16 protein-coding genes are annotated in these 20557 nt (G+C 41.6%); 10 read left to right on the top strand and 6 right to left on the bottom strand.

Annotated features, from left to right (window positions below):
* Positions 1–187 (bottom strand): hypothetical protein (locus KGY70_06625; protein MBS3774840.1); only part of this gene is annotated, 187 nt, incomplete at its 3' end.
* A 147-nt stretch (positions 188–334) separates the two neighbouring features.
* The gene (locus KGY70_06630) at positions 335–2527 is read right to left on the bottom strand and encodes a glutamine synthetase III (protein MBS3774841.1); all 2193 of its coding nucleotides are present in this window, start codon (positions 2525–2527) and stop codon (positions 335–337) included.
* Positions 2528–2888: 361 nt separating this feature from the next.
* On the opposite strand from KGY70_06630, the gene KGY70_06635 reads away from it, so the two are divergent.
* The 5 genes from KGY70_06635 (at position 2889) to argH (ending at position 7817) form a co-directional block, all read left to right on the top strand.
* Complete coding sequence (locus tag KGY70_06635; protein ID MBS3774842.1) at positions 2889–3401, top strand: hypothetical protein; 513 nt, start codon at positions 2889–2891, stop codon at positions 3399–3401.
* A 260-nt stretch (positions 3402–3661) separates the two neighbouring features.
* Positions 3662–4258, top strand: coding sequence for a GNAT family N-acetyltransferase (locus tag KGY70_06640; protein ID MBS3774843.1), 597 nt, complete (start codon positions 3662–3664; stop codon positions 4256–4258).
* Positions 4212–5432 (top strand): argininosuccinate synthase, encoded by a 1221-nt coding sequence (locus tag KGY70_06645; GenBank protein MBS3774844.1) that lies wholly within the window; start codon positions 4212–4214, stop codon positions 5430–5432. The genes KGY70_06640 and KGY70_06645 overlap by 47 nt, the downstream gene beginning before the upstream one ends.
* The gene (locus tag KGY70_06650) at positions 5416–6489 is read left to right on the top strand and encodes a M20/M25/M40 family metallo-hydrolase (protein MBS3774845.1); all 1074 of its coding nucleotides are present in this window, start codon (positions 5416–5418) and stop codon (positions 6487–6489) included. The genes KGY70_06645 and KGY70_06650 overlap by 17 nt, the downstream gene beginning before the upstream one ends.
* Positions 6486–7817, top strand: coding sequence for an argininosuccinate lyase (argH, locus tag KGY70_06655; GenBank protein MBS3774846.1), 1332 nt, complete (start codon positions 6486–6488; stop codon positions 7815–7817). The genes KGY70_06650 and argH overlap by 4 nt, the downstream gene beginning before the upstream one ends.
* 46 nt (positions 7818–7863) lie before the next feature.
* Here argH and KGY70_06660 read toward each other — a convergent pair whose 3' ends face one another.
* Positions 7864–9234, bottom strand: a complete 1371-nt coding sequence (locus KGY70_06660) for a dipeptidase (GenBank protein ID MBS3774847.1) — start codon at positions 9232–9234, stop codon at positions 7864–7866.
* A gap of 159 nt (positions 9235–9393) precedes the next feature.
* Here KGY70_06660 and trpB point away from each other — a divergent pair, with 159 nt between their 5' ends.
* The 3 genes from trpB (at position 9394) to KGY70_06675 (ending at position 13432) form a co-directional block, all read left to right on the top strand.
* Positions 9394–10599: a tryptophan synthase subunit beta gene (trpB, locus tag KGY70_06665; protein MBS3774848.1), complete on the top strand. Its 1206-nt coding sequence runs from the start codon at positions 9394–9396 to the stop codon at positions 10597–10599.
* Positions 10600–10719: 120 nt separating this feature from the next.
* A complete protein-coding gene (locus KGY70_06670) occupies positions 10720–11343 on the top strand; it encodes a 7-carboxy-7-deazaguanine synthase QueE (GenBank protein MBS3774849.1) in 624 nt (207 codons plus the stop codon).
* A gap of 103 nt (positions 11344–11446) precedes the next feature.
* Positions 11447–13432: a PD40 domain-containing protein gene (locus tag KGY70_06675; protein ID MBS3774850.1), complete on the top strand. Its 1986-nt coding sequence runs from the start codon at positions 11447–11449 to the stop codon at positions 13430–13432.
* A 38-nt stretch (positions 13433–13470) separates the two neighbouring features.
* On the opposite strand, the gene KGY70_06680 is transcribed toward KGY70_06675, so the two are convergent.
* Positions 13471–14892, bottom strand: coding sequence for an HD domain-containing protein (locus tag KGY70_06680; GenBank protein ID MBS3774851.1), 1422 nt, complete (start codon positions 14890–14892; stop codon positions 13471–13473).
* A gap of 241 nt (positions 14893–15133) precedes the next feature.
* On the opposite strand from KGY70_06680, the gene KGY70_06685 reads away from it, so the two are divergent.
* Complete coding sequence (locus tag KGY70_06685) at positions 15134–17074, top strand: hypothetical protein (protein MBS3774852.1); 1941 nt, start codon at positions 15134–15136, stop codon at positions 17072–17074.
* 75 nt (positions 17075–17149) lie between these two features.
* Entirely contained in the window at positions 17150–18487 is a 1338-nt protein-coding gene (tilS, locus tag KGY70_06690) for a tRNA lysidine(34) synthetase TilS (GenBank protein ID MBS3774853.1), read from the top strand.
* A gap of 9 nt (positions 18488–18496) precedes the next feature.
* Here tilS and KGY70_06695 read toward each other — a convergent pair whose 3' ends face one another.
* Both KGY70_06695 and KGY70_06700 read right to left on the bottom strand, forming a co-directional pair.
* Complete coding sequence (locus KGY70_06695) at positions 18497–19489, bottom strand: chorismate synthase (GenBank protein MBS3774854.1); 993 nt, start codon at positions 19487–19489, stop codon at positions 18497–18499.
* A 99-nt stretch (positions 19490–19588) separates the two neighbouring features.
* On the bottom strand, positions 19589–20557 hold a 969-nt coding region (locus KGY70_06700), incomplete at its 5' end, for a radical SAM protein (protein MBS3774855.1).

Below are 20557 nucleotides of genomic sequence, written 5' to 3' on the forward strand. Positions count from 1 at the left end.
TAATCTCGTCCTTAATTTCTCTTCCCGGTATTTTATCATAAGCATCCCTGTACATGTCAACTGCCTCATAAAATTGTCCGGCCTGGTAAGTTTCTTCAGCCTCGTCGTAAAATCTCATTTGAGCATTGGCCGCAAAGGAAAACAGGTGAAAGCTCAGGATGAGGATAATCGCGGATTTTAAATTCATATATCAAGTTTTTATCTGACTCATGCTGTATTTAAATTAACGATATTATTAGCTGCGGGTTTCATAATATGGTTGTAAAATGTCAATTAGCGTGCGTAAAAGTAAAGATTTTTGGTCAAAATAAAAAGATTGATATTCAAATCCAATTTACCGGGTGAATAGCATTTCCCGGTATTTCGGGAAAGGCCACATTTCATCATCCACAATTCTTTCCAGTTTATCGATATGATTTCGGATTTCACCAAAGTAAGAAACAACATTTTGATGATAGGCATAGGCCTTTTGTTTTTCATCCTCAATCTGATTGGCATTTTTCCTTGCATTGATCATATCCACCACTTTTTCCCTGATGGTATTGATATGGCGGGCAATTTTTTCTACCGTATCCAATTGATGATGGGCCATAATCTTATATTGTTCTTCAGGGTAAATTTCCTTAAGTTTTTGGATGTTTTCCATCATGGTGTTCTGATATTTGATGGCAGTGGGGATGATATGATTCATGGCCAGATCACCCAAAACTCTTGCTTCAATCTGCATCCGCTTTGTGAAATGCTCCATCTGGATTCCCTGGCGTGCTCCCAGTTCCTTTTCATTCAGTATGTTGTTGTTTCTGAAGACTTCGATTGTTTTGGGAGACAGGAATGCTTCCAGTGAACCGGGAATGCTTTTAATATTTGAGAGGCCGCGTCTTTTTGCTTCTTCAATCCATTCCTGGCTGTATCCGTCACCTTCAAAACGGATTTCTTTTGATTCTGTGATATATTGTTTCAGAACCCGGAATATGGCTTCATCCTTTTTTATGTTTTCCGCAGAAATCTGCTCATCCACTTCTTTCTTGAATTTGTTTAGCTGGTCAGCCACGATGGTGTTTAATACAATCATGGGAGAAGCTACATTTGCTGATGAGCCTACCGCCCTAAATTCAAACCGGTTTCCGGTAAACGCAAAGGGGGAGGTTCTGTTTCTGTCGGTATTGTCGACCAAAATTTCAGGAATTTTTCCTATATCCAGCTTGAGCTCGCCTTTTTCTTCCGGAGTCATTTTGGTGTCGTCCACTCTTTCTTCCAGTTCATCCAGCATTTGTGAAAGCTTGGTGCCGATGAATACGGAGATAATGGAAGGTGGTGCCTCGTGGGCGCCCAGCCGATAATCATTCCCGGTAAAAGCTATGCTGGCCCTCAGTAAATCGGCATGTTCGTATACCGCCTTAATGGTATTGATAAAGAAAGTTATGAACTGAAAGTTGTTTTTGGGTGTTTTGCCCGGCGCCAGCAGATTTTTTCCTGTATCGGACAATAACGACCAGTTGTTGTGTTTCCCTGAGCCGTTGATGCCATCGAATGGCTTCTCATGGAAAAGCACGCGGAAATGATGTTTTTTGGCGACTTGTTCCATGAGTGTCATCATGAGCTGGTTATGGTCTACTGACAGATTGGCCTCTTCAAAACGAGGAGCACATTCAAATTGGTTGGGGGCTACCTCATTGTGTCTCGTTTTCACGGGTATCCCCAATCGATATGCCTCGATTTCAAAATCCCTCATAAAGTTTTTCACCCGGTCGGTTAAGGACCCGAAATAATGATCGTTTAATTGTTGATCTTTTGGGGAAGGATGTCCGATCAGGGTTCTGCCGGTAAGATAGAGATCGGGTCTTGCGTTGTAGAAAGCTTCATCAATCAGGAAATATTCCTGTTCCCATCCCAGGGTTACATTCACTTTATTGATGCTTTTATCGAAATATTGGCATACATCCGTTGCAGCCTGATCGATATAATTGATCGATTTAATGAGAGGTGTTTTGTAATCCAGGGCATCTCCGTTATATGAGACAAAAATGGTAGGTATACAGAGCGTTCTGCCATATACGAAAGCCGGTGATGAAGGATCCCAGGCTGTATAGCCCCTGGCTTCGAAGGTGTTTCTCAGTCCCCCGCTGGGGAAACTTGAAGCATCGCTTTCCTGCTGCACCAACATTTCTCCCTGAAAATTTTCAATAATCCCACCATTGTCAGCGGGTTCAAAAAAAGCATCATGTTTTTCAGCAGTTGTGCCTGTTAAAGGATGGAACCAGTGCGTATAGTGCGTTGCACCACGATCAATGGCCCAGGCTTTCATGCCTGAGGCTACCTGGTTGGCATATTGTCTCTCAATTTTTATACCTTTCTCTATAGCCTCAAGAACATTGTCATAAGCTTCTTTAGAAAGGTACTCCTGCATTTTTTTCTGGTCGAAAACATTTTCACCGAAATAACGGGAAGTCTTCACCGCAGGTAACTCAACCTGAAGAGGCTGGCGTTTCAAAACCTCCTCAATTGCTTTAAATCTTAAAGTAGACATAACCTTATAAATTTTAAATACTTCATAAAAATGAATGCAAATATATTAAATATTTAAAATCCCTCAAGGATTCAGGGGTAAAATCGGAATTACTTTTATTTTTTTTAATCTTCCCCCGAAAAAATTAAGGGCTGGTTCGATTAGGTATGGGAGCTGGTGGTTTTGGGGTTGATATATACAAAATATGGCTTTGTCCTGTATTGTGTGCAATAACACCTTAGCCTGCATGAATAGTTCAGCTAATTTGGAAAAGCCAAAACAGAAACACATTAAATTCCTTGAAAGCATCCTGTTTGGTTTTGGCTTGCCAAAATTAGGTAATTGATGGAGAAAATAAAATTTTGTATATTTTTGCATTGATATGAATAATTATACTTCTAAAGATAAGGTTGAGCGGCTGCGTCTTGTCCGTAACTTGATCCGGGAGAAAAAAATCACCTCTCAGGAAGAATTGCTGGACTACATTAAGGAGCGCGGTTTTAATACAACTCAGGCCACTCTTTCGCGGGATTTAAAATATCTGAAAGCTACAAAAACATATGATGAGTCCTTAAAGGGATACATGTACGTGCTGCCTGAAAATAAGGCGGCTTCCGGCCAGGATATTCGCTTTGCCCTGGATGAATTTATTTCACTGGATTTTAGTGATAATATTGCAGTGATCAAAACGAGCAGTGGCTTTGCCAATGCAATAGCCATTTACATTGATCGCATTTATTTTGAAGGAGTGGTTGGTACAGTGGCCGGGGATGACACCATTTTGATTATCCTGCGTCCGGGTGTAAGTCATAAGGATTTTGTAGAGTCTTTACTGGAACATATACCCGAACTGAAAGATAAAGTGGATATCGACTGGCAGGACTTCAGCAGCTAGTTTTTTTCGTTTATAGTTTATTATACTTTTATTATTTCCTGATTAACAGCCTTTCCTGATACTTCAAGAATTGAATAACGCGAATGTATTGTATAAACTTACAATTTGCCTGACTTATTCCCGTTGGTTAATCTCTGAAAAACAGAATTATTTACATACGAAAGAAAATATTTTTGAAAAATTATAAATATTTTTTGTATATTTATGCAAAATGTATATCTTTGCATGTTGTATATGTATTCATTTAAAATTGTATTCAGATGGAAGCAGAACCAATAAAGATTCGTTACAGTGAGGCGGATGATACTGTGTATTCACCACAGATACATCAAATGTACAAGGAAGAAGCAGCAAACGGAGACATAGGGCTTGCAGTAAGGTCGGTTCCCTACCTGAATGATGTTATTTCAAAGGGTAAAGGGGTGTTTGCCTTTCATGGCGATCAACTGGCCGGATTCTGCTATATTGAAGCCTGGGAACATGAGAAATATCTTGCCAATTCAGGGTTGATTGTTCTTCCTGAGTTTAGGGGTAAAGGGGTGGCCAAGAAGATCAAATTCGGTGCTTTTCAGTTATCCCGAAAGATGTTTCCCCACGCCAAATTATTCGGGCTAACCACCAATTCGGCTGTTATGCGGATCAATGCGGAATTGGGGTATATACCCGTCACGTTTTCCAAGCTGACCCAGGACCCCCAGTTCTGGAAAGGATGTGCATCGTGTCCGAACTATGATATACTGTTGCGCAAAGAGATGAAAAACTGCCTTTGTACGGCTATGATCTTTGATCCCGAAAAACATACGAGTAAATATGAAGAAAAAGAATTCCGGAAAGAAAAAAATAGTGCTGGCCTTTAGCGGAGGGCTGGATACCTGCTTTGTTGCCAAATATCTATCGGATAAGGGATATGAGGTGCACAGTTTATTTTTATATTCAGGCAGTGGAAATACGGATGAATTAAAACATATAGAAATGCTTGCCGGGGATATGGGAGTAAAATCCCATCGCACCATAAATATTTCAAAGGATTACTACCGGAATTGCATCCGCCACCTGGTAGCGGGTAATGTATTAAGAAACGGAAATTATCCTTTGTCCGTCAGCTCGGAACGGTATTTCCAGGCCGCTCAGGTAGCCAGATATGCGGGGGAGATAGGAGCGGATGGAGTAGCCCATGGCAGTACAGGAGCGGGAAATGACCAGGTTAGGTTTGATACCGTTATATCGGTTTTGGCTCCCGGCTTGGAAATCTTTGCGCCTGTCAGAGACAATAAATTAACCCGGGAAGAAGAAATTGCCTATCTGCAAGATAAAGGAGTTGAGCTGAACCAGGAAGATCACAAATATTCACTCAACGAGGGCCTTTGGGGCACAAGTATAGGAGGAGATGAGACACTCACTTCACATCGTCCTATACAGGATACATCAGGTCCGGATAAAAAAGCAGACCGTGAACTGACCCTGATTTTTGAACAGGGGGAATGTGTGGGGATCAATCAGAGCAAATTCAATGATCCGGTAGAAGCAATAGAAGCCCTGAACAAGATAGGAAAAGAATATGGAATTGGAATGGATTACCATACAGGCGACACCATTATCGGGGAAAAGGGAAGAATAGCTTTTCAGGCACCGGCTGCCCTGATGATCATAAAGAGCCATCATCTCCTTGAAAAACATACCCTCACCAAGCATCAGCTTCAATGGAAAAACCATATCGCAGATTGGTATGGAAATATGTTGCATGAAGGATTGTATATGGAACCCGCTATGCGTGATGCAGAGAGGTTCCTGGAAAGTTCCCAGCAATATGTAACCGGAGAGGTGTATTTATTGCTTCGGGAAAAAGATTTTAAACTTCAGGGTATTCAATCACCCTATGATTTGATGGAGGCTTCCAATCATCAGTACGGTGAAAAGTATACCGAATGGGATGCGGAGGATGTTAAAGGGTTTATAAAAATATATTCCAATTCACTGAAAAATTATTATGGGTTGCACACCGATCTGATCAGTCATGAATATTCAAAATAAACAACATACCATCGACACTAAGGAACTGTTGAAAGATCTTGTCGGCATCCCCTCATATAGCGGTGAGGAGGGGGAAGCTGCAGACTTTCTTTATGACCGTCTCAGAGAAATGGGACTGAGCCCTTCCCGTAAAAAAAACAATATATGGGTATTGCCCGCCCATTATAAGGAGGGGCACCCCAATATTTTGCTAAATGCCCATATAGATACCGTGAAACCTTCCGGAAGCTGGAGTATGGACCCTCATCAACCTGTTGAAAGAGGCCAGGAGATTTACGGACTGGGTTCCAATGATGCCGGTGCTTCGTTGGTTTGTCTTTTGGATACATTTATGCACTTTTATGAAAAGGATCTACCGGTAAATATTATTTTTTCTGCCACTGCTGAAGAAGAAACGGGGGGAAGGGACGGTATTCAAACCATGGTTGAGGAATTGCCTGAAATTTCATTGGGCATAATCGGAGAACCTACAGGTATGCATATGGCGGTGGGGGAGAGGGGTTTGCTTGTTATAGACGGCACCGTTACGGGAACAGAGAAGCATGCGGCCCTCGAAAATACCGATAATGCCATCTTAAATGCCATGAAAGTGTTGAATACACTTCAAAATATACATTTTGACAAAATTTCTGAAGTCCTTGGAGGCGTGCATGTAACCGTTTCAGAAATCCATGCGGGGCTTCAGCATAATGTGACACCCCCGGAGTGCCGTTTTTTGCTTGATATTAGAATCAATGAGCATTATACGCCACAGGAGGTTCTGGAGATTCTCGGGAAAGAACTGGATTGTAGCTTAAAAGCCCGGTCGCTTGACAAAAAAGCCTCCGGTATCTCTTTGGATCATCCGATCGTCGATAGTGCCAAGGCATTAAATATCAAAAGATACGGATCTTTAACTTTATCCAATATGGCTTATGTGGATTTTCCCTCTGTAAAGATGGGTCCCGGTGACTCAGCCAGGTCGCACAAACCGGATGAATTTATCTACAGACATGAACTGGATACGGGAAAACTGTACTACACAAGATTAATAAATCAATATATTTCGCTGTTATGAAATTATGGTCGGAGAAGAACAATACGGAAAATTGGGTGTATCAACACACAACATCGGATCGGGCATTTGATGAAAAGCTTGCCCCATTTGATATATTGGGCTCAATAGCACATCTTACAATGCTGCGCAAATGCAATTTTGTTCGCGCGAAAGAATTTGAGGTAATGAAGGGTGAACTGATCAAGCTCTATAATGAGAGTTTGAAGGAAGATTTCAATATTCCACAGGATGTTGAAGACATCCATTCCTATGTAGAGTTGTGTTTAACCAACAGACTGGGAAAAGTTGGCAAGAAGCTTCATACAGCACGCTCCAGAAACGACCAGGTGCTTTTGGATATAAAATTGTATGTCAGGAACGAAATAGAAAATATCGTAGAACAGATGGACGGTTTGTTCCATAAGTTAATGGAATTGAGTAGAAAATATGAATATACTTTCATGCCGGGTTATACCCATGGACAGGTGGCCATGCCCTCTTCCTTCGGACTGTGGTTTAGTGCTTATGCAGAGCAAATGGCAGAAGATTTGATAGAATTCCATTCGGCATTTCAACTGGCCAATATGAATCCCCTTGGCTCCGGTTCAGGATATGGAAGTACTTTTGATATTGACCGGGAAATCACCACTTCTTTGCTGGGTTTCGATTCAATGCATTTCAATGTGGTGGGGGCACAATTGTCGCGCGGCAAAACAGAAATCCTTACCGCAAATGCCCTGGCTTTTCTAGCTACAACCTTGTCCCGGTTTGCCAATGACTGTTGTTTGTTCCTGAGCCAGAATTTTGGTTTTATCTCATTGAGCGAGGATGTTACCACGGGATCCAGTATTATGCCCCATAAAAAAAATCCGGATGTATTTGAGCTGCTCAGGGCCGATTTTAACCGGTTGAAAGCACTTCCCAATGAGATTTTTATGTATACTACAAATCTGACCACGGGGTACTCACGAGATTTTCAGTTAACCAAACATAGCTTGTTCCCTGCCATTGACAATTTTAAAGCCAGTCTGCTTACCTTTACCAAAGCCCTGGATCATATTCAAGTCAATGAGCAACTGATAGAAGATAAGCGTTACCGGGAAGTGTTTTCGGTAAACAAAATCAAACATTACACAGAAGAAGGCATGCCTTTTCGGGAGGCTTATCATAAAGTTTCCTCGGAAATCAATGAAGGCACCTATTCCCCTGATTACAAAATGTCCTCAAATACCATCGGGAACATAGGCAATATGTGTTTTGACGGCATAGAAAACAAATATGAACACTACAGGAAAAAGTTCTCCTTTCGTAAGATCAGCAAGTCTTTTCAGGAATTAAGGGAGATTTAACCCCGGTTACTGATTTTTTTATAACCCGGGTGATTGCTTCTTTTTTCTATTTTGTTGTTTCTGAGAATTTTTGGTAAAAACGTGCAATGGTTTCTATTCCGCTATAAAATTGATCCAGCGGATAATTTTCATTCGGAGAGTGGATGGCATCCGACTCAAGGCCAAATCCAAGCAGTATGGATTTTGTATTCAGTACCCGTTCAAAGGTAGCTATAATGGGTATGCTTCCTCCGCTTCTTACCGGAATGGGTTTTTTGCCCAGCCCTTCTTCCATGGCTTCACTGGCCGCTTTATAAGCAGGCAGATCGATGGGGCAAACATAACCCTGCCCTCCGTGAAGCTCGTTGACTTCTACCTTAACAGAATTGGGAGTAATGGAATGAATATAATCTTTGAATAGACCGGCGATTTTTTTATGATCCTGATTGGGGACCAGTCGCATGGAGATTTTGGCACTTGCGGTTGAAGGAAGTATGGTTTTTGCCCCTTCTCCGGTATATCCGCTCCACATTCCGTTTACGTCCAGTGAGGGCCGGATGCCTGTTCTTTCAAGAGTGGTGTAACCCGCTTCACCTTCCACTTCGGCAATGTCCAAAGACCTTTTGTATTCCTCCAGGTCAAAAGGTGCTTTGTTCATTTCTTCTCTTTCTTTTTCGGTCGCTTCAACCACATCATCGTAAAATCCGGGTATGGTAATTTTATTGTTATTATCTTTTAGTTTAGCAATCATTTCCGAGAGCACATTGGCCGGATTGGCCACAGCACCCCCGAAAATGCCCGAATGGAGGTCTTTGTTGGGGCCGGTGACATGCACTTCCATATAAGCAAGTCCCCGCAGGCCGGTTGTGATGGAAGGATGCTCCTTGCCCAGCATGCTGGTGTCGGAAACCAGTATCGTATCGGCCTGTAACATGTCTTTGTTTTGTTCACAGAACTTTCCAAGATTAGGAGATCCTATTTCTTCTTCCCCTTCCAGCATGAACTTTACATTACAATTGAGTTGGCCTGTTTTGGCAAGCATTTCAAAAGCTTTTATATGCATAAAGGACTGGCCCTTATCATCATCTGCCCCTCTTGCATATATCTTGCCATCTCTGATTTCAGGCTCGAAAGGTTTGGAATCCCATTTTTCGATCGGGTCAACCGGCATCACATCATAATGTCCGTATACCAGAACGGTAGGTCTGTTTTTGTCAATGAATTTTTCTCCATAAACCACCGGATTTCCATCGGTGGGGAGGACCCTGGCTTTATCTGCACCTGCATCCAGGAGTTTTTGTTTCAGGGCTTCAGCCATTTTTTTCATGTCCTCTTTGTGTTCCTTTTCGGAACTGATTGAGGGTATGCGGATAAGTTCGAACAGTTCGTCAAGAAAGCGCTGTTTGTTGTCTTCAATATACTTTTTGATGTCTTCCATTTTCTTTGGTTTATTTGGATTTTAAAGGAAGCTAATATAATAAATCTTTGATTATTTTAATTAATTATAAATAATTCCGGAGGTCCATTTCAATTTCCGGGAGATTAGCGGGGATAACATCAGAAATTGTTACCTTTGCTTCCTCAAAAAAATTGAAATATGGAACGTGCAGATAAACTACAGAATAACCAAAGCAATCAATACACCCGCCGGGACTTTCAGAATGGCTATTTTGGTGAGTATGGAGGCATCCATGTGCCCGGGGTATTAAAGGAGAAGCTGGACCATTTGGCTTCTGCTTTCAATGAGATCAGGGATAAGGATCATTTTGTCAATGAGCTTAATGCTTATTACAGGGATTATATAGGCCGACCCTCTCCTTTGTATCTGGCAAAGAGGCTGTCGAACCATGTCAATTCGCGGATATATTTGAAGCGTGAGGATTTGAATCATACCGGAGCCCATAAGATCAACAATACCGTGGGGCAGATTCTGCTGGCCAAACATATGAGAGCCGATGAAATTATTGCGGAAACAGGAGCGGGTCAGCATGGTGTTGCCACAGCTACAGCCGCCGCTTTAATGGGAATGAAATGCAAAATTTTTATGGGTAAGAAGGATGCCGAGCGTCAGCAGATGAATGTATACCGGATGAAAATTCTCGGTGCTGAGCTGGTTACCACTGAAAGGGGTACGGCTACGTTAAAGGATGCCATTAATGCTGCTCTGGAGTACTATGTCGATCATCCTGAGGCATTTTATTTGCTTGGATCGGCCGTTGGACCCCATCCTTATCCTTCTATGGTCAGATATTTTCAGAGTGTCATCGGTGAAGAAGCCAAAAAGCAGTTTCTGGAAAAGGAAAATAAGCTGCCGGACGCTATTTTTGCCTGCGTTGGCGGTGGTTCCAATGCAATAGGCATGTTTTCGGGTTTTCTAAATGACCCCGAAGTGAATATTTATGCTGCCGAAGGAGGAGGAGAAGGAGAAGTATTATACAGAACGGCTTCCACATTGGTTATGGGAAGCCCGGTGGTATTTCAGGGTACCTATTCCTATTGTTTGGTTGATGAAAAACACAATCCGGTAGATACTTATTCTATTGCGGCCGGTTTGGATTATCCGGGTGTAGGACCGGAGCATTCCTATCTTAAGGATACCGGGAGAGCCGAATATTTTACCGTTACCGACCAGGAAGCTATTGAAGCTTTTAAGATTTTATCGGCTTTGGAGGGAATTATTCCTGCTATCGAATCTGCTCATGCGGTTTCACTGGCAATGAAAATGATGAAGGATCAGGATGCAGTAAGTATTGTCAACCTTTCCGGGCGCGGAGATAAAGATATGGACAGGAAACTGGTATAGATATTGTCTGACGGATACATCGGCGTTCAGGCAATAAGATAACAAATGAGAGCACCCAGTCTTGTCCGGCTTGCGAAGGACCATGTCCGGGGGCTGTATCAAAAATGAAAATTTGGGGCATTGGATAAAAAAATATTCGAAGGAGGAAAGAAGCTTCCTTTGGTGGAAAGGTTTTATTCCATACAGGGAGAAGGGTTTCATACCGGCAAGCCGGCTTATTTCATCCGGATAGGAGGATGTGATATCGGATGCCATTGGTGTGATTCGAAAGTAACCTGGAATCCGGACGTTCATCCGCTTGTGGATGTTCGGGAAATTAAGGAATCGGTTCAGGAAACACCGGCAAGGGCTATTGTTGTTACAGGAGGTGAGCCCAGCTTGTATAATCTCGATCCTTTGTGCGATGCATTGAAATCCACTGGCATTAAAACATATTTGGAGACGTCGGGCACTGGTAATTTTACAGGGGTATGGGATTGGATATGTCTTTCACCCAAAAAGCAAGAACCCCCCAAAACTGTGTTTTATAAAGCAGCGGACGAATTGAAGGTGATCGTCTATCGATATGAAGACCTAAATTGGGCGGAAAAAGCAGCCAGGAAGGTGTGCGGAAGATGTATGCTTTATCTTCAGCCGGAATGGAGCCAATACAGGACAATCATTCCTTCAGTTGTGGAATATGTGAAAAACCATCCGGAATGGAGGGTTTCCCTGCAGGCCCATAAATTTATGCGGATCCCCTGAAAGTAGATTACAGAAAAAGGCTTATTTATGATTTCGACGCATTTCCATTTTTAAGTATATTGTGCCCGGTTATATGGCCTTGATATAAAATACCAAAACAACCATGAGAACACTGATTATTCTTTTTATTACAGCAATTTCCTTTTCAAGCCTGCACGCTCAGCAACAATATTCAACCTCATCAGGGAGGGCAGCCGAAAGTCTGGAGGAAGCACTCCGGAATTATAGAATTAAGGAATATGACAAAGCACTTGGAAATATCGGGGATGCACTGGACAGAGATGACTCTTTTATAGAAGCATATATTGTCAGAGGACAGATCTATGAAGCCAAAGAAAATGATTCCCTTGCCCTGGATTCTTATAAGGAAGCCATCGGAATAGATCCTGATTTTTTCCCGAAAGTACTTTACAGTGCAGGACTGATTGGACTAAAAATGGGTAAGTATGCTCAGGCAAAAGAGTATTTTAACCGTTTTATAGGGAAAGAAGACATTGGCCCTATTTTTGAAGAAAAAGCCAACAAGCACATTCGTTCCTGTAACTTTGCCAGGGAACAACTGAATGATCCGGTGCCATTTGATCCCAAAAATCTCGGAGATAATGTTAACAGTGAGTATGATGAATACTGGCCGTCTATCTCAGCCGACGGACAAACGCTGGTCTTTACCCGGCTCATTCCCCGGGAAGATCTGGATGAGGTAGAGAGGAGAATGGAGCAGATGGATGAAGGCAGGAAGAAATTTATGGAGTCGTTGGTGCATAAGCGACAGGAAGATTTTTTCATAAGTAGCGGGACAGATACCGGATGGTCGGAGGCCAGGAATCTTGGGTATCCGATCAACACCAAAAATAATGAGGGTGCCCAAAGTTTGTCCGCAGACGGTAAAACCATGTATTTTACTGCCTGTAACCAAAAGGGAGGCGAGGGTGGATGTGATATTTATTATGCCAGGCTTACGGAAACAGGCTGGAGCGATCCCGTCAACCTGGGTGCCCCTGTCAATACGAAACACTGGGAGTCGCAGCCATCCATATCACCCGACGGGCAAACACTTTATTTCTCCAGCAACCGGGATAACGGAAAAGGAAAAAAAGATTTATGGAAAAGTACCAGGCAATCGGATGGATCATGGGGGGAACCGGTCAATCTTGGCGATAGCATCAATACTCCGGAAAATGAGGTGGCACCGTTTATCCATATGGATAACGAAACCCTCTATTTTGCTTCAGACGGTTGGCCGGGCATGGGAAGCCTTGATCTTTTCAAAAGCCGGAAAACAGGAGAAAATTCATGGGAAGAGCCCAAAAACCTTGGCTATCCGATCAACACCCATAAAAGTGAATTTGGCCTGATAGTTAATTCACAGGGAACAGATGCTTTTTATGCAAGCGACAGGCAAAAAGGGAAAGGGAAAGATATTTTTCGTTTCCGCTTATACCGGGAAATCCGGCCCACACCAAGTGCTTATATGAGAGGAAAAGTTTATGATTCTGAAACCAGTGAACCTTTGAAAGCCAAATTTGAGCTGATCTCCCTCGGTAGCGGGGATGTAGTGATGGAATCCTATTCCGATGAACAATCGGGTGAGTTTCTCGTGTGTATCCCTTCAAATAACAATTATGTGCTGAATGTTTCAAAGGAAGGATATCTGTTTTACTCGGATAATTTTACACTGAAAGGTGTTCATGAAGTGGATGAACCCTACAAAAAGGATGTACCATTGGATCCGGTTAAAGAAGGACAACGAATTATTTTGCGCAATGTATTTTATGCAACCGATTCGTTCAATCTAAAATCAGAATCCAGGGTGGAACTTAACAAGTTATATCAGTTTCTTGTAAATAATTCCGGGCTTAAGATTGAGATTTCAGGACATACAGATAATGTAGGATCTGAGGAATACAATATGGAACTGTCAGAAAAGCGTGCACGTTCGGTCTACGACTATCTTGTTGAAAAAGGTATAGATCCTGAACGTCTGTCATATAAAGGATATGGAGAAAGTGAACCTGTAGCCACGAATGAAACTGAGGAGGGAAGAGCCCAAAACAGGAGAACAGAAATTAAAATATTGGACAATTTGTGACCTGAGATTTGACGAAAAGAAGAAGCAAAGAATATGGGTTACTTCTTCTCAATGAGTGATTTGATGTGCTCTATTTGTTTTTGTTTGTTTACTTCTCTTAAATTCAATGCTGTTTGAGTAAAGTATTGGTGACGGGAAATGAATTTTAACTGCATCTTATTCCATTCGTTGATGTCGCCAATTTTGTTCTGTTCTTTCAGTTCATAATATAAAGTATTGGAAACCGGCATAAAATCACTTCTGCCCAGATAATCCAAATCAGCGTCGCACATGATCTTTTCGAGAAGGTCATTGGGTTCAGGTGGAATTTTGGTGGCCATAATCAAATCACATATCCTGTCAATCTGTTCCTGGTTGTATTGAAACTGAGGCAGATATTCCTTGGCAAGCTGGACACTGTAAAATTCATGATTGTCATAAGTAATGATGTGACCGGCATCGTGAAAGAGCGCTGCTGTTTTTAAAAGCAGAATGGCTTCATCGTCAACCCCTTCTCCGTATCCAATCACTTCAGCCTGATTAACCACGTCAATGGTATGCTTCACATTATGGTAATAAAGGTATGAGGGAAGCTCTTTTTCCAGTTTGTCTAAGATCAATTCCTCAAGGTCATTAAATTGTCTGAGAAGATATTTGTTGAGGAATATTTGATTGGGATGTATTCCCACTTTTCTGTTTTGGGCAAAAGCGGGTTTTATTTTTTTTACGCGCAGTATTTCCATATCGCCCTTATATTTTACGGGAATTTTGCCATTGAAATCACAATTAAAGAATTGTTTGATTAACTCATAGGTCATGATAGAAACATTGATCTCTCCATATTCGCTTGCAGAAGCTATCCTTTTGGCGATATGCACGGTATCCCCTTTCAGATCATAGGAAAGCTTTTTTCTTCCATGAAATTTGGCAGTAACAGGGCCTGTATGAATGCCAATACGAAAATCCCAGAAATTCCCTTTCCCTTCTTCATTTCCTTCTTTTAAGGTCATCATGTAATTTTTCATTTCCAATGCTGCCAGTACCACATCTATCGGATTGGTTATATTTTTTACCGGTACTCCACCCGCGCACATATATGCATCGCCAATAGTTTTTATCTTTTCTATTTTGTATTTTTTGACTATCTGGTTAAATTTCAAAAATATATCATCCAATTCATCCATAATGTCAAAGGAGGTATTCTGGTGGGCTGTTTTTTTAATTCCCTGCAGGTCGGCATATAATACCGTAGTCATTTCAAACTTAAGGGAATGGGAATTGGAATTGGAAGAAGGAAACTTAAACCCTTTGGGAAGATGCTGGGATGGAATTCGGGCCAGCATATTTTCCAGATTTTCTTTTTCTTTTTTTATTTTATTTTTTTCGTAGGTAAGATTCTTAACATGGGCAGTTAATTCTTTATTTTCCTTGACCAGCTCCGAAATTCTGAATAATAACTGTTCTTCTTTGTGTTTATCCATCTTGCCATGACTTCCTTTATCTTCCTAACGAAATAATGGGATACAGGGTTATAAAATCATTTGGAATTTTTTTTAGCAGTGTGCCGGTTAACTTGTATGGTGGTTTATTATTGGTGAATCTCTATTTCCAATTGATGAAAGTTTAGGAACCATTATTTTTTATCAATAAAAATTTATATTTTGCCCATAAATTTTGAGCTTACATTTTCGTTTTATCTTTAAATCATCTTATTCTTAAAGGATGATATGTATTCCCGGAAATAGAATGACTTTGGTCTCGCTGTTTATTTTGGTATTTCTTTTCTATACCAGAATTCTTTATGGGCAGGATGAGGAATTGAATGAAAGAGAAGAAATAAAAGATGAATTTGTCATTTTTTACGGTGACTCTCTTTCTTCAGAAGATTCAATTCAATTCACAATTGATAAAGATTCCTATGAATCCACTGAATCTTTTTTTGATACCCTTAAAAAGAAAGCAAAACAGAGTACTCTAAGTCAAAAGCTTTATGATCTATTGATTGTTAATGATAAGAAGAAAATCGGGCAAAATAAAAGTATTGATGACTATAGCACTCCTTTTGACCAATATAGCGGAAAACCGATTAACCGCATTCGTATACGTCAACTGGATGTTTTCGGTAAGTCCATAACCGATACTTCCATGAAAACGGATCAATGGTATGAAGAAGCAGGCAATTGGATACACATGCCTACACATCAATCCATTATAAAAGATAACCTTCTTTTTTCATCCGGAGACACCCTTGATCCCTCTCTTTTGAGAGATAACGGGCGTGTGTTGCGAGATTTGCAATATCTGAAGGACGCCCGTTTGATCGTTCAGCCCAGTGGCTCCCGCGGCGATTCAGTTGATGTAATAGTAGTTACCCAAGATGTTTGGGCCAAAGGCTTTGATGTTAACCTGGGAAGTATCAGTTCAGGGGAAATGCAGGTATTTGACAACAATTTCCTGGGCTTTGGCCATAAAATACAAACCAATGTCCAGTTTGATTATTTTGAAAATTCCAATCCGGGAATTGAAGCCTACTACAATCTGAGTAATATCCGGGGTAGTTTTATCAATACGCGGTTGTATTATTTGGATGCATTTAAAACCCGGCGTTATGGTTTACAGTTCAGCAGGGAATTTTATTCATACCGTACCCGGTTGGCGGGGGGAGGCAAAATGTATAGAACCAGTACTACGAGAAACATCGTACAGGAAGACACCACCTTGAATCAGGTCGATATGGATTACATCAATCATGATTTCTGGATGGGGTATGCTTTTCCTTTAAACTGGGGGGAGGATTTCTTCAGGAATCGAAATCGTTTGGTGTTCTCTGCAAGGTACAAAAACGACAGGTTTTTTGAAGGACCTCTGATTACCAGGAGATACAATTATCAGTTTCATAACAACCAGATGGTACTGGGTAAAGTCAGTCTTTCAAGGGAGAATTATTACAAAAGCTCCCTGATATATGATTTTGGACGTACAGAGGACATCCCTGTCGGGGATTTGGTGAGTTATACCTTCGGCTGGGAAATGGATGAATTCTTCAGGCGTTTTTATTCTGGTGTGAATTACCGTCACGGGAAATTTATCGATAATTTCGGTTATCTTTCCACAGAACTCGGCGCAGGAGGGTTTTTGTACCAGAACAGGATAGAACAGGGTGCCGTACATTTCAGAACCAACTATATCAGTAAATTATTCCATACGGAAAACATGAAGCTCAGGCAATTTTTTGGCCTGGATTATTCTGTAGGCTATAACCGTTTTCCTGAAGAAACATTGAGATTAGATAAATCCCGAGATATAAGGGGGTTTCCCAATTATTCTGAGCTTTATGGAAATAAAAAGCTCGTATTTAGATCTGAAACGGTTGGCTTTACTAACATTTACTATTACGGCTTCAGGCTTGCCTTCTACGGTTTTTGCGATTTTGGCTTCCTGGGTCCTTCCCGGGAATTTATTCTTCAAAATCCTATCCAGAGTGGATTTGGAATAGGTATGCGGCTGAGGAATGAAAACTTTGTTTTTAATACTTTTCAGATCAGACTTGGTTATTATCCTTCACTCACCCATGATAACAGCTTTCTGGTAAATGTGTCCGGCGAAAAATCTTTGAAACCTGTGCGATATACTCCTAAACCCCCGCAGGTTATAGATTTTTAGATTATGTTTGCTTGTTCGGGAGTGTTTTAACTCCTTTTTTTATTTTTGTATGGGGTATTGAAATCGAATGCAAAGATGTATCAGAAATTTCTGGATTATATTGAAAGCAATGGTCTGTTTAGCCCCGATGACAGGATCCTTCTTGGCGTTAGTGGCGGAGTGGACTCTATGGTAATGGCCCATCTTTTTCTAAAGGCGGGATTTACTTTTGCCATAGCACATTGTAACTTTGGCCTCAGGGGCGAAGAATCGGAAAATGATCAGGAATTTGTTCAATCCTTTTCCAGCGAACATGATCTTGCTTTTCATACCAAAAAGTTTGATACAGAAAAATTTGCTTCCGAAAATAAGCTTTCTGTGCAAATGGCTGCACGCAGATTAAGGTATCGCTGGTTTGATCAGTTAAGGCAGCGATACAATTATGATGTGATTGCAATGGGACATAACAAGGATGACCTGGTGGAGACTTTTTTCATCAATATTGCAAGAGGTACAGGCCTAAAGGGCATAACCGGGATAAAACCCAGGAACCACGATATAGTCAGGCCCCTTTTGTTTGCAACACGTGAGGAAATTATGAAACACAGTGCTGATAATGATATCGCCTTTCGGGAAGATTCGTCAAACCGAACCGTGAAATATAGCCGAAACAAAATAAGACACCATATCATCCCGGAATTTCAGCGGCTCAATCCCCGTTTTCTTGAAACAGTAAGGGAAAATACAGAGCGATTCCAGGACGCTTATACAATTTACCTCAGAGCTGTTGAGGAGAAGAAAGCTGAGCTGACTTGTGAGAAAGGCAAAGAATTATATATCGATATTCGTAAATTACATGAGCTGAAAGAGAAAAACACATATCTTTTTGAAATATTGAAACCCTATGAATTTACGAAAGAGGTTATTCATGAAATTGTTGAACATCTGGAGGATGAACCGGGAAAAGAATTCTTTTCATCTACACATAAACTGATCAGGGACCGGGATTACTTGATTGTTGCACCCCGGGAAAAAGAAGGAATTACCCGTTTCTACATTGATGAATGGATTCACCGGATTGATAAGCCCATTCCTTTGAAGTTTAATTTGATTGAAGATGTCCAGAATTACAGGATACCCAGAGACCCTCATAAAGTAGCCATAGATTATGATAAAGTCCAGTTTCCGTTGATGCTGAGGAAATGGAAGCATGGCGACTATTTTAAGCCATTCGGTTTTGAGCATTATAAAAAACTGAAAGATTTTTTTGTGGACAGGAAATATTCCATTCTGGATAAAGAGCGTGTCTGGATCCTTGCTTCAGGTGAAAAGATTGTCTGGATAGTTGGCGACAGGCTGGATGACCGGTTCCGGGTAGATGATAATACCCGGCAGATACTGGAAATCACCTATTTCATAAGATTAGCTTACTAATACAAAGGATCATTCAAATACCCGTGGAGTTTTTTGTTCCAGCAGCATAAGATCGGCAAGCACGACAGCGGTAATAGCTTCCACAATTACGGGCATGCGTAATGCGATACATGCATCATGCCGACCCTTCACTTCAATGTCTTCCATTTGATTGGTCTCGAGGTTCAGTGTTTGTTGTTTTTTAGGAGTGCTGGATGGGGGTTTGACTGCAACCCTGAATAGGATATCGTTTCCATTGGTGATGCCTCCGTTAATTCCTCCGGCATGATTGGTTTCTGTTTTCCCTTCTTTGGTGATAATGGAATCGTTGTGTTCGCTTCCCAGCATTTCAGAAGCCTGAAAACCTGTTCCGAACTCGATTCCCCTAATAGCGGGTATAGAGAATATGCCGTGGCTGATCAAGGATTCCACAGAGTCGAAAAATGGTTCACCGAGGCCGACAGGGACGTTTTCTACTTTACAGTCAATTAATCCTCCAATGGTGTCATTGTTTTGGAGCGCATACTGAATGGCCTGGTCTATATCTTGCATGCCGCCGGCTTCAGTAAGCTTAGCATTAACAAAGACCGGGAAAATAACCTTTTTGGCAATGACGCCGGCTGCCACAAGTCCAAGGGTCAGTCTGCCGGAGAAATGCCCACTGCCCCGGTGATCATTAAAACCGCCGAATTTATGGTGGGCTGTGAAGTCTGCATGGCCGGGTCTGGGTTTTTGAAGAAAATCTTTATAGTCTTTGGATTGGGTATTTTGATTTTTGAATAATATGGTAATGGGAGCCCCGGTGGTTCTTTCCTGGTAGATTCCACTTACAAATTCAGGATGGTCCAGCTCTTTTCTTGGGGTCGTGCCTATTTTTCCGCTTTTTCTTCTGGAAAGGTCCGTGTTGAACTCTTCCGGGTTGATATTGATCCCGGCAGGACATCCGTCAAGCGTAATGCCTATCAGGTTGCCATGGGATTCCCCGAATATCGAGATTCTGAATATTTTGCCGAAGACGTTCATAAAATATGGGTTTTGAAATATTTGTCAAATATAATAAAAAAAGGCAGAAAAGCCCTATCCGGCCTCCCTGCCTTTTCACAGTGATGTTCGGTCAATTGTTTATTGGTTTGCCTGCTGTTTTTCTTTCTCCATGTATTCTTCTTCCCAGATGTCCTGTGTTAGTTCTTCCAGTTCTTTATCGTATTGAACCAGTTTTCTGTAATATTCTTCGTCATTAAGCGATTCTTCCGCTTCTTCGCTTTCTCCTTTTGCATGGGCAGGAAGGATGTTTTTGCGGAAGTTGTCATAGTGATCCCTTATGGAACAAGGCATCAACCAGTTATTTGGATTATGGGGTTGAGCCTGACCATATTTCCGCTGCCATTTCCTGCCGTTTTTCATGAAATCAGAGAACAATGCATCAACCAAGGACTTGTCATTATTATAGAGGTCATAAACGTTATCCACATAGTAGGGTACAAACACGCAGGGCATAATATTTCCGTTCCAGTCGATGTAGAAATAGCCGCCCCTTCGTCCGTAAGCTATGCAGCCATTGGTCAGTACACCGCTATTCCAGAAGTCGGCTATACAATAATGTTTTTCTGAAATAAGGTATTCCCATTTTCTGTAAAGCTCTATCCGCTTTTCAGGAGGAACCATCAGGTCAAAGGCATGGGTGCTTCTGCCAATCGGCATAAGCTGGAACTGCCACATGTAGGTAGCACCCTGCTGATCGAAGTAGTAATCATAGAACTCATCATTCATGAGCAGATCCGCATTCTCACTGGTTGCCGTTACGGAAATACCAATTGGAACGCCTGCATTTCTGAGGTTTTCAAATGCCTGAAGTATTTTTTTGTGGGTGCCTTTGCCTCTTCTCGCGTCGGTTTCTTTTTCAAAGCCTTCTACTGAAATGGCGGGTGTGACGTTACCGGCTTTTCCAAGTCTTTCTGCTATCTCCGGGGTGATAATGGTGCCGTTCGTGTATACCAGGAAGAAAACATCGTCGTATTTTTCAAAAATGTCGAGCAGGGTTTTTCCCTCACTCTTGTACATAAAGGGTTCCCCTCCGCTGATGGTCACAAA

The sequence above is a fragment of the Bacteroidales bacterium genome (genome assembly GCA_018334875.1).
Lineage (GTDB): Bacteria > Bacteroidota > Bacteroidia > Bacteroidales > UBA12077 > JAGXLC01.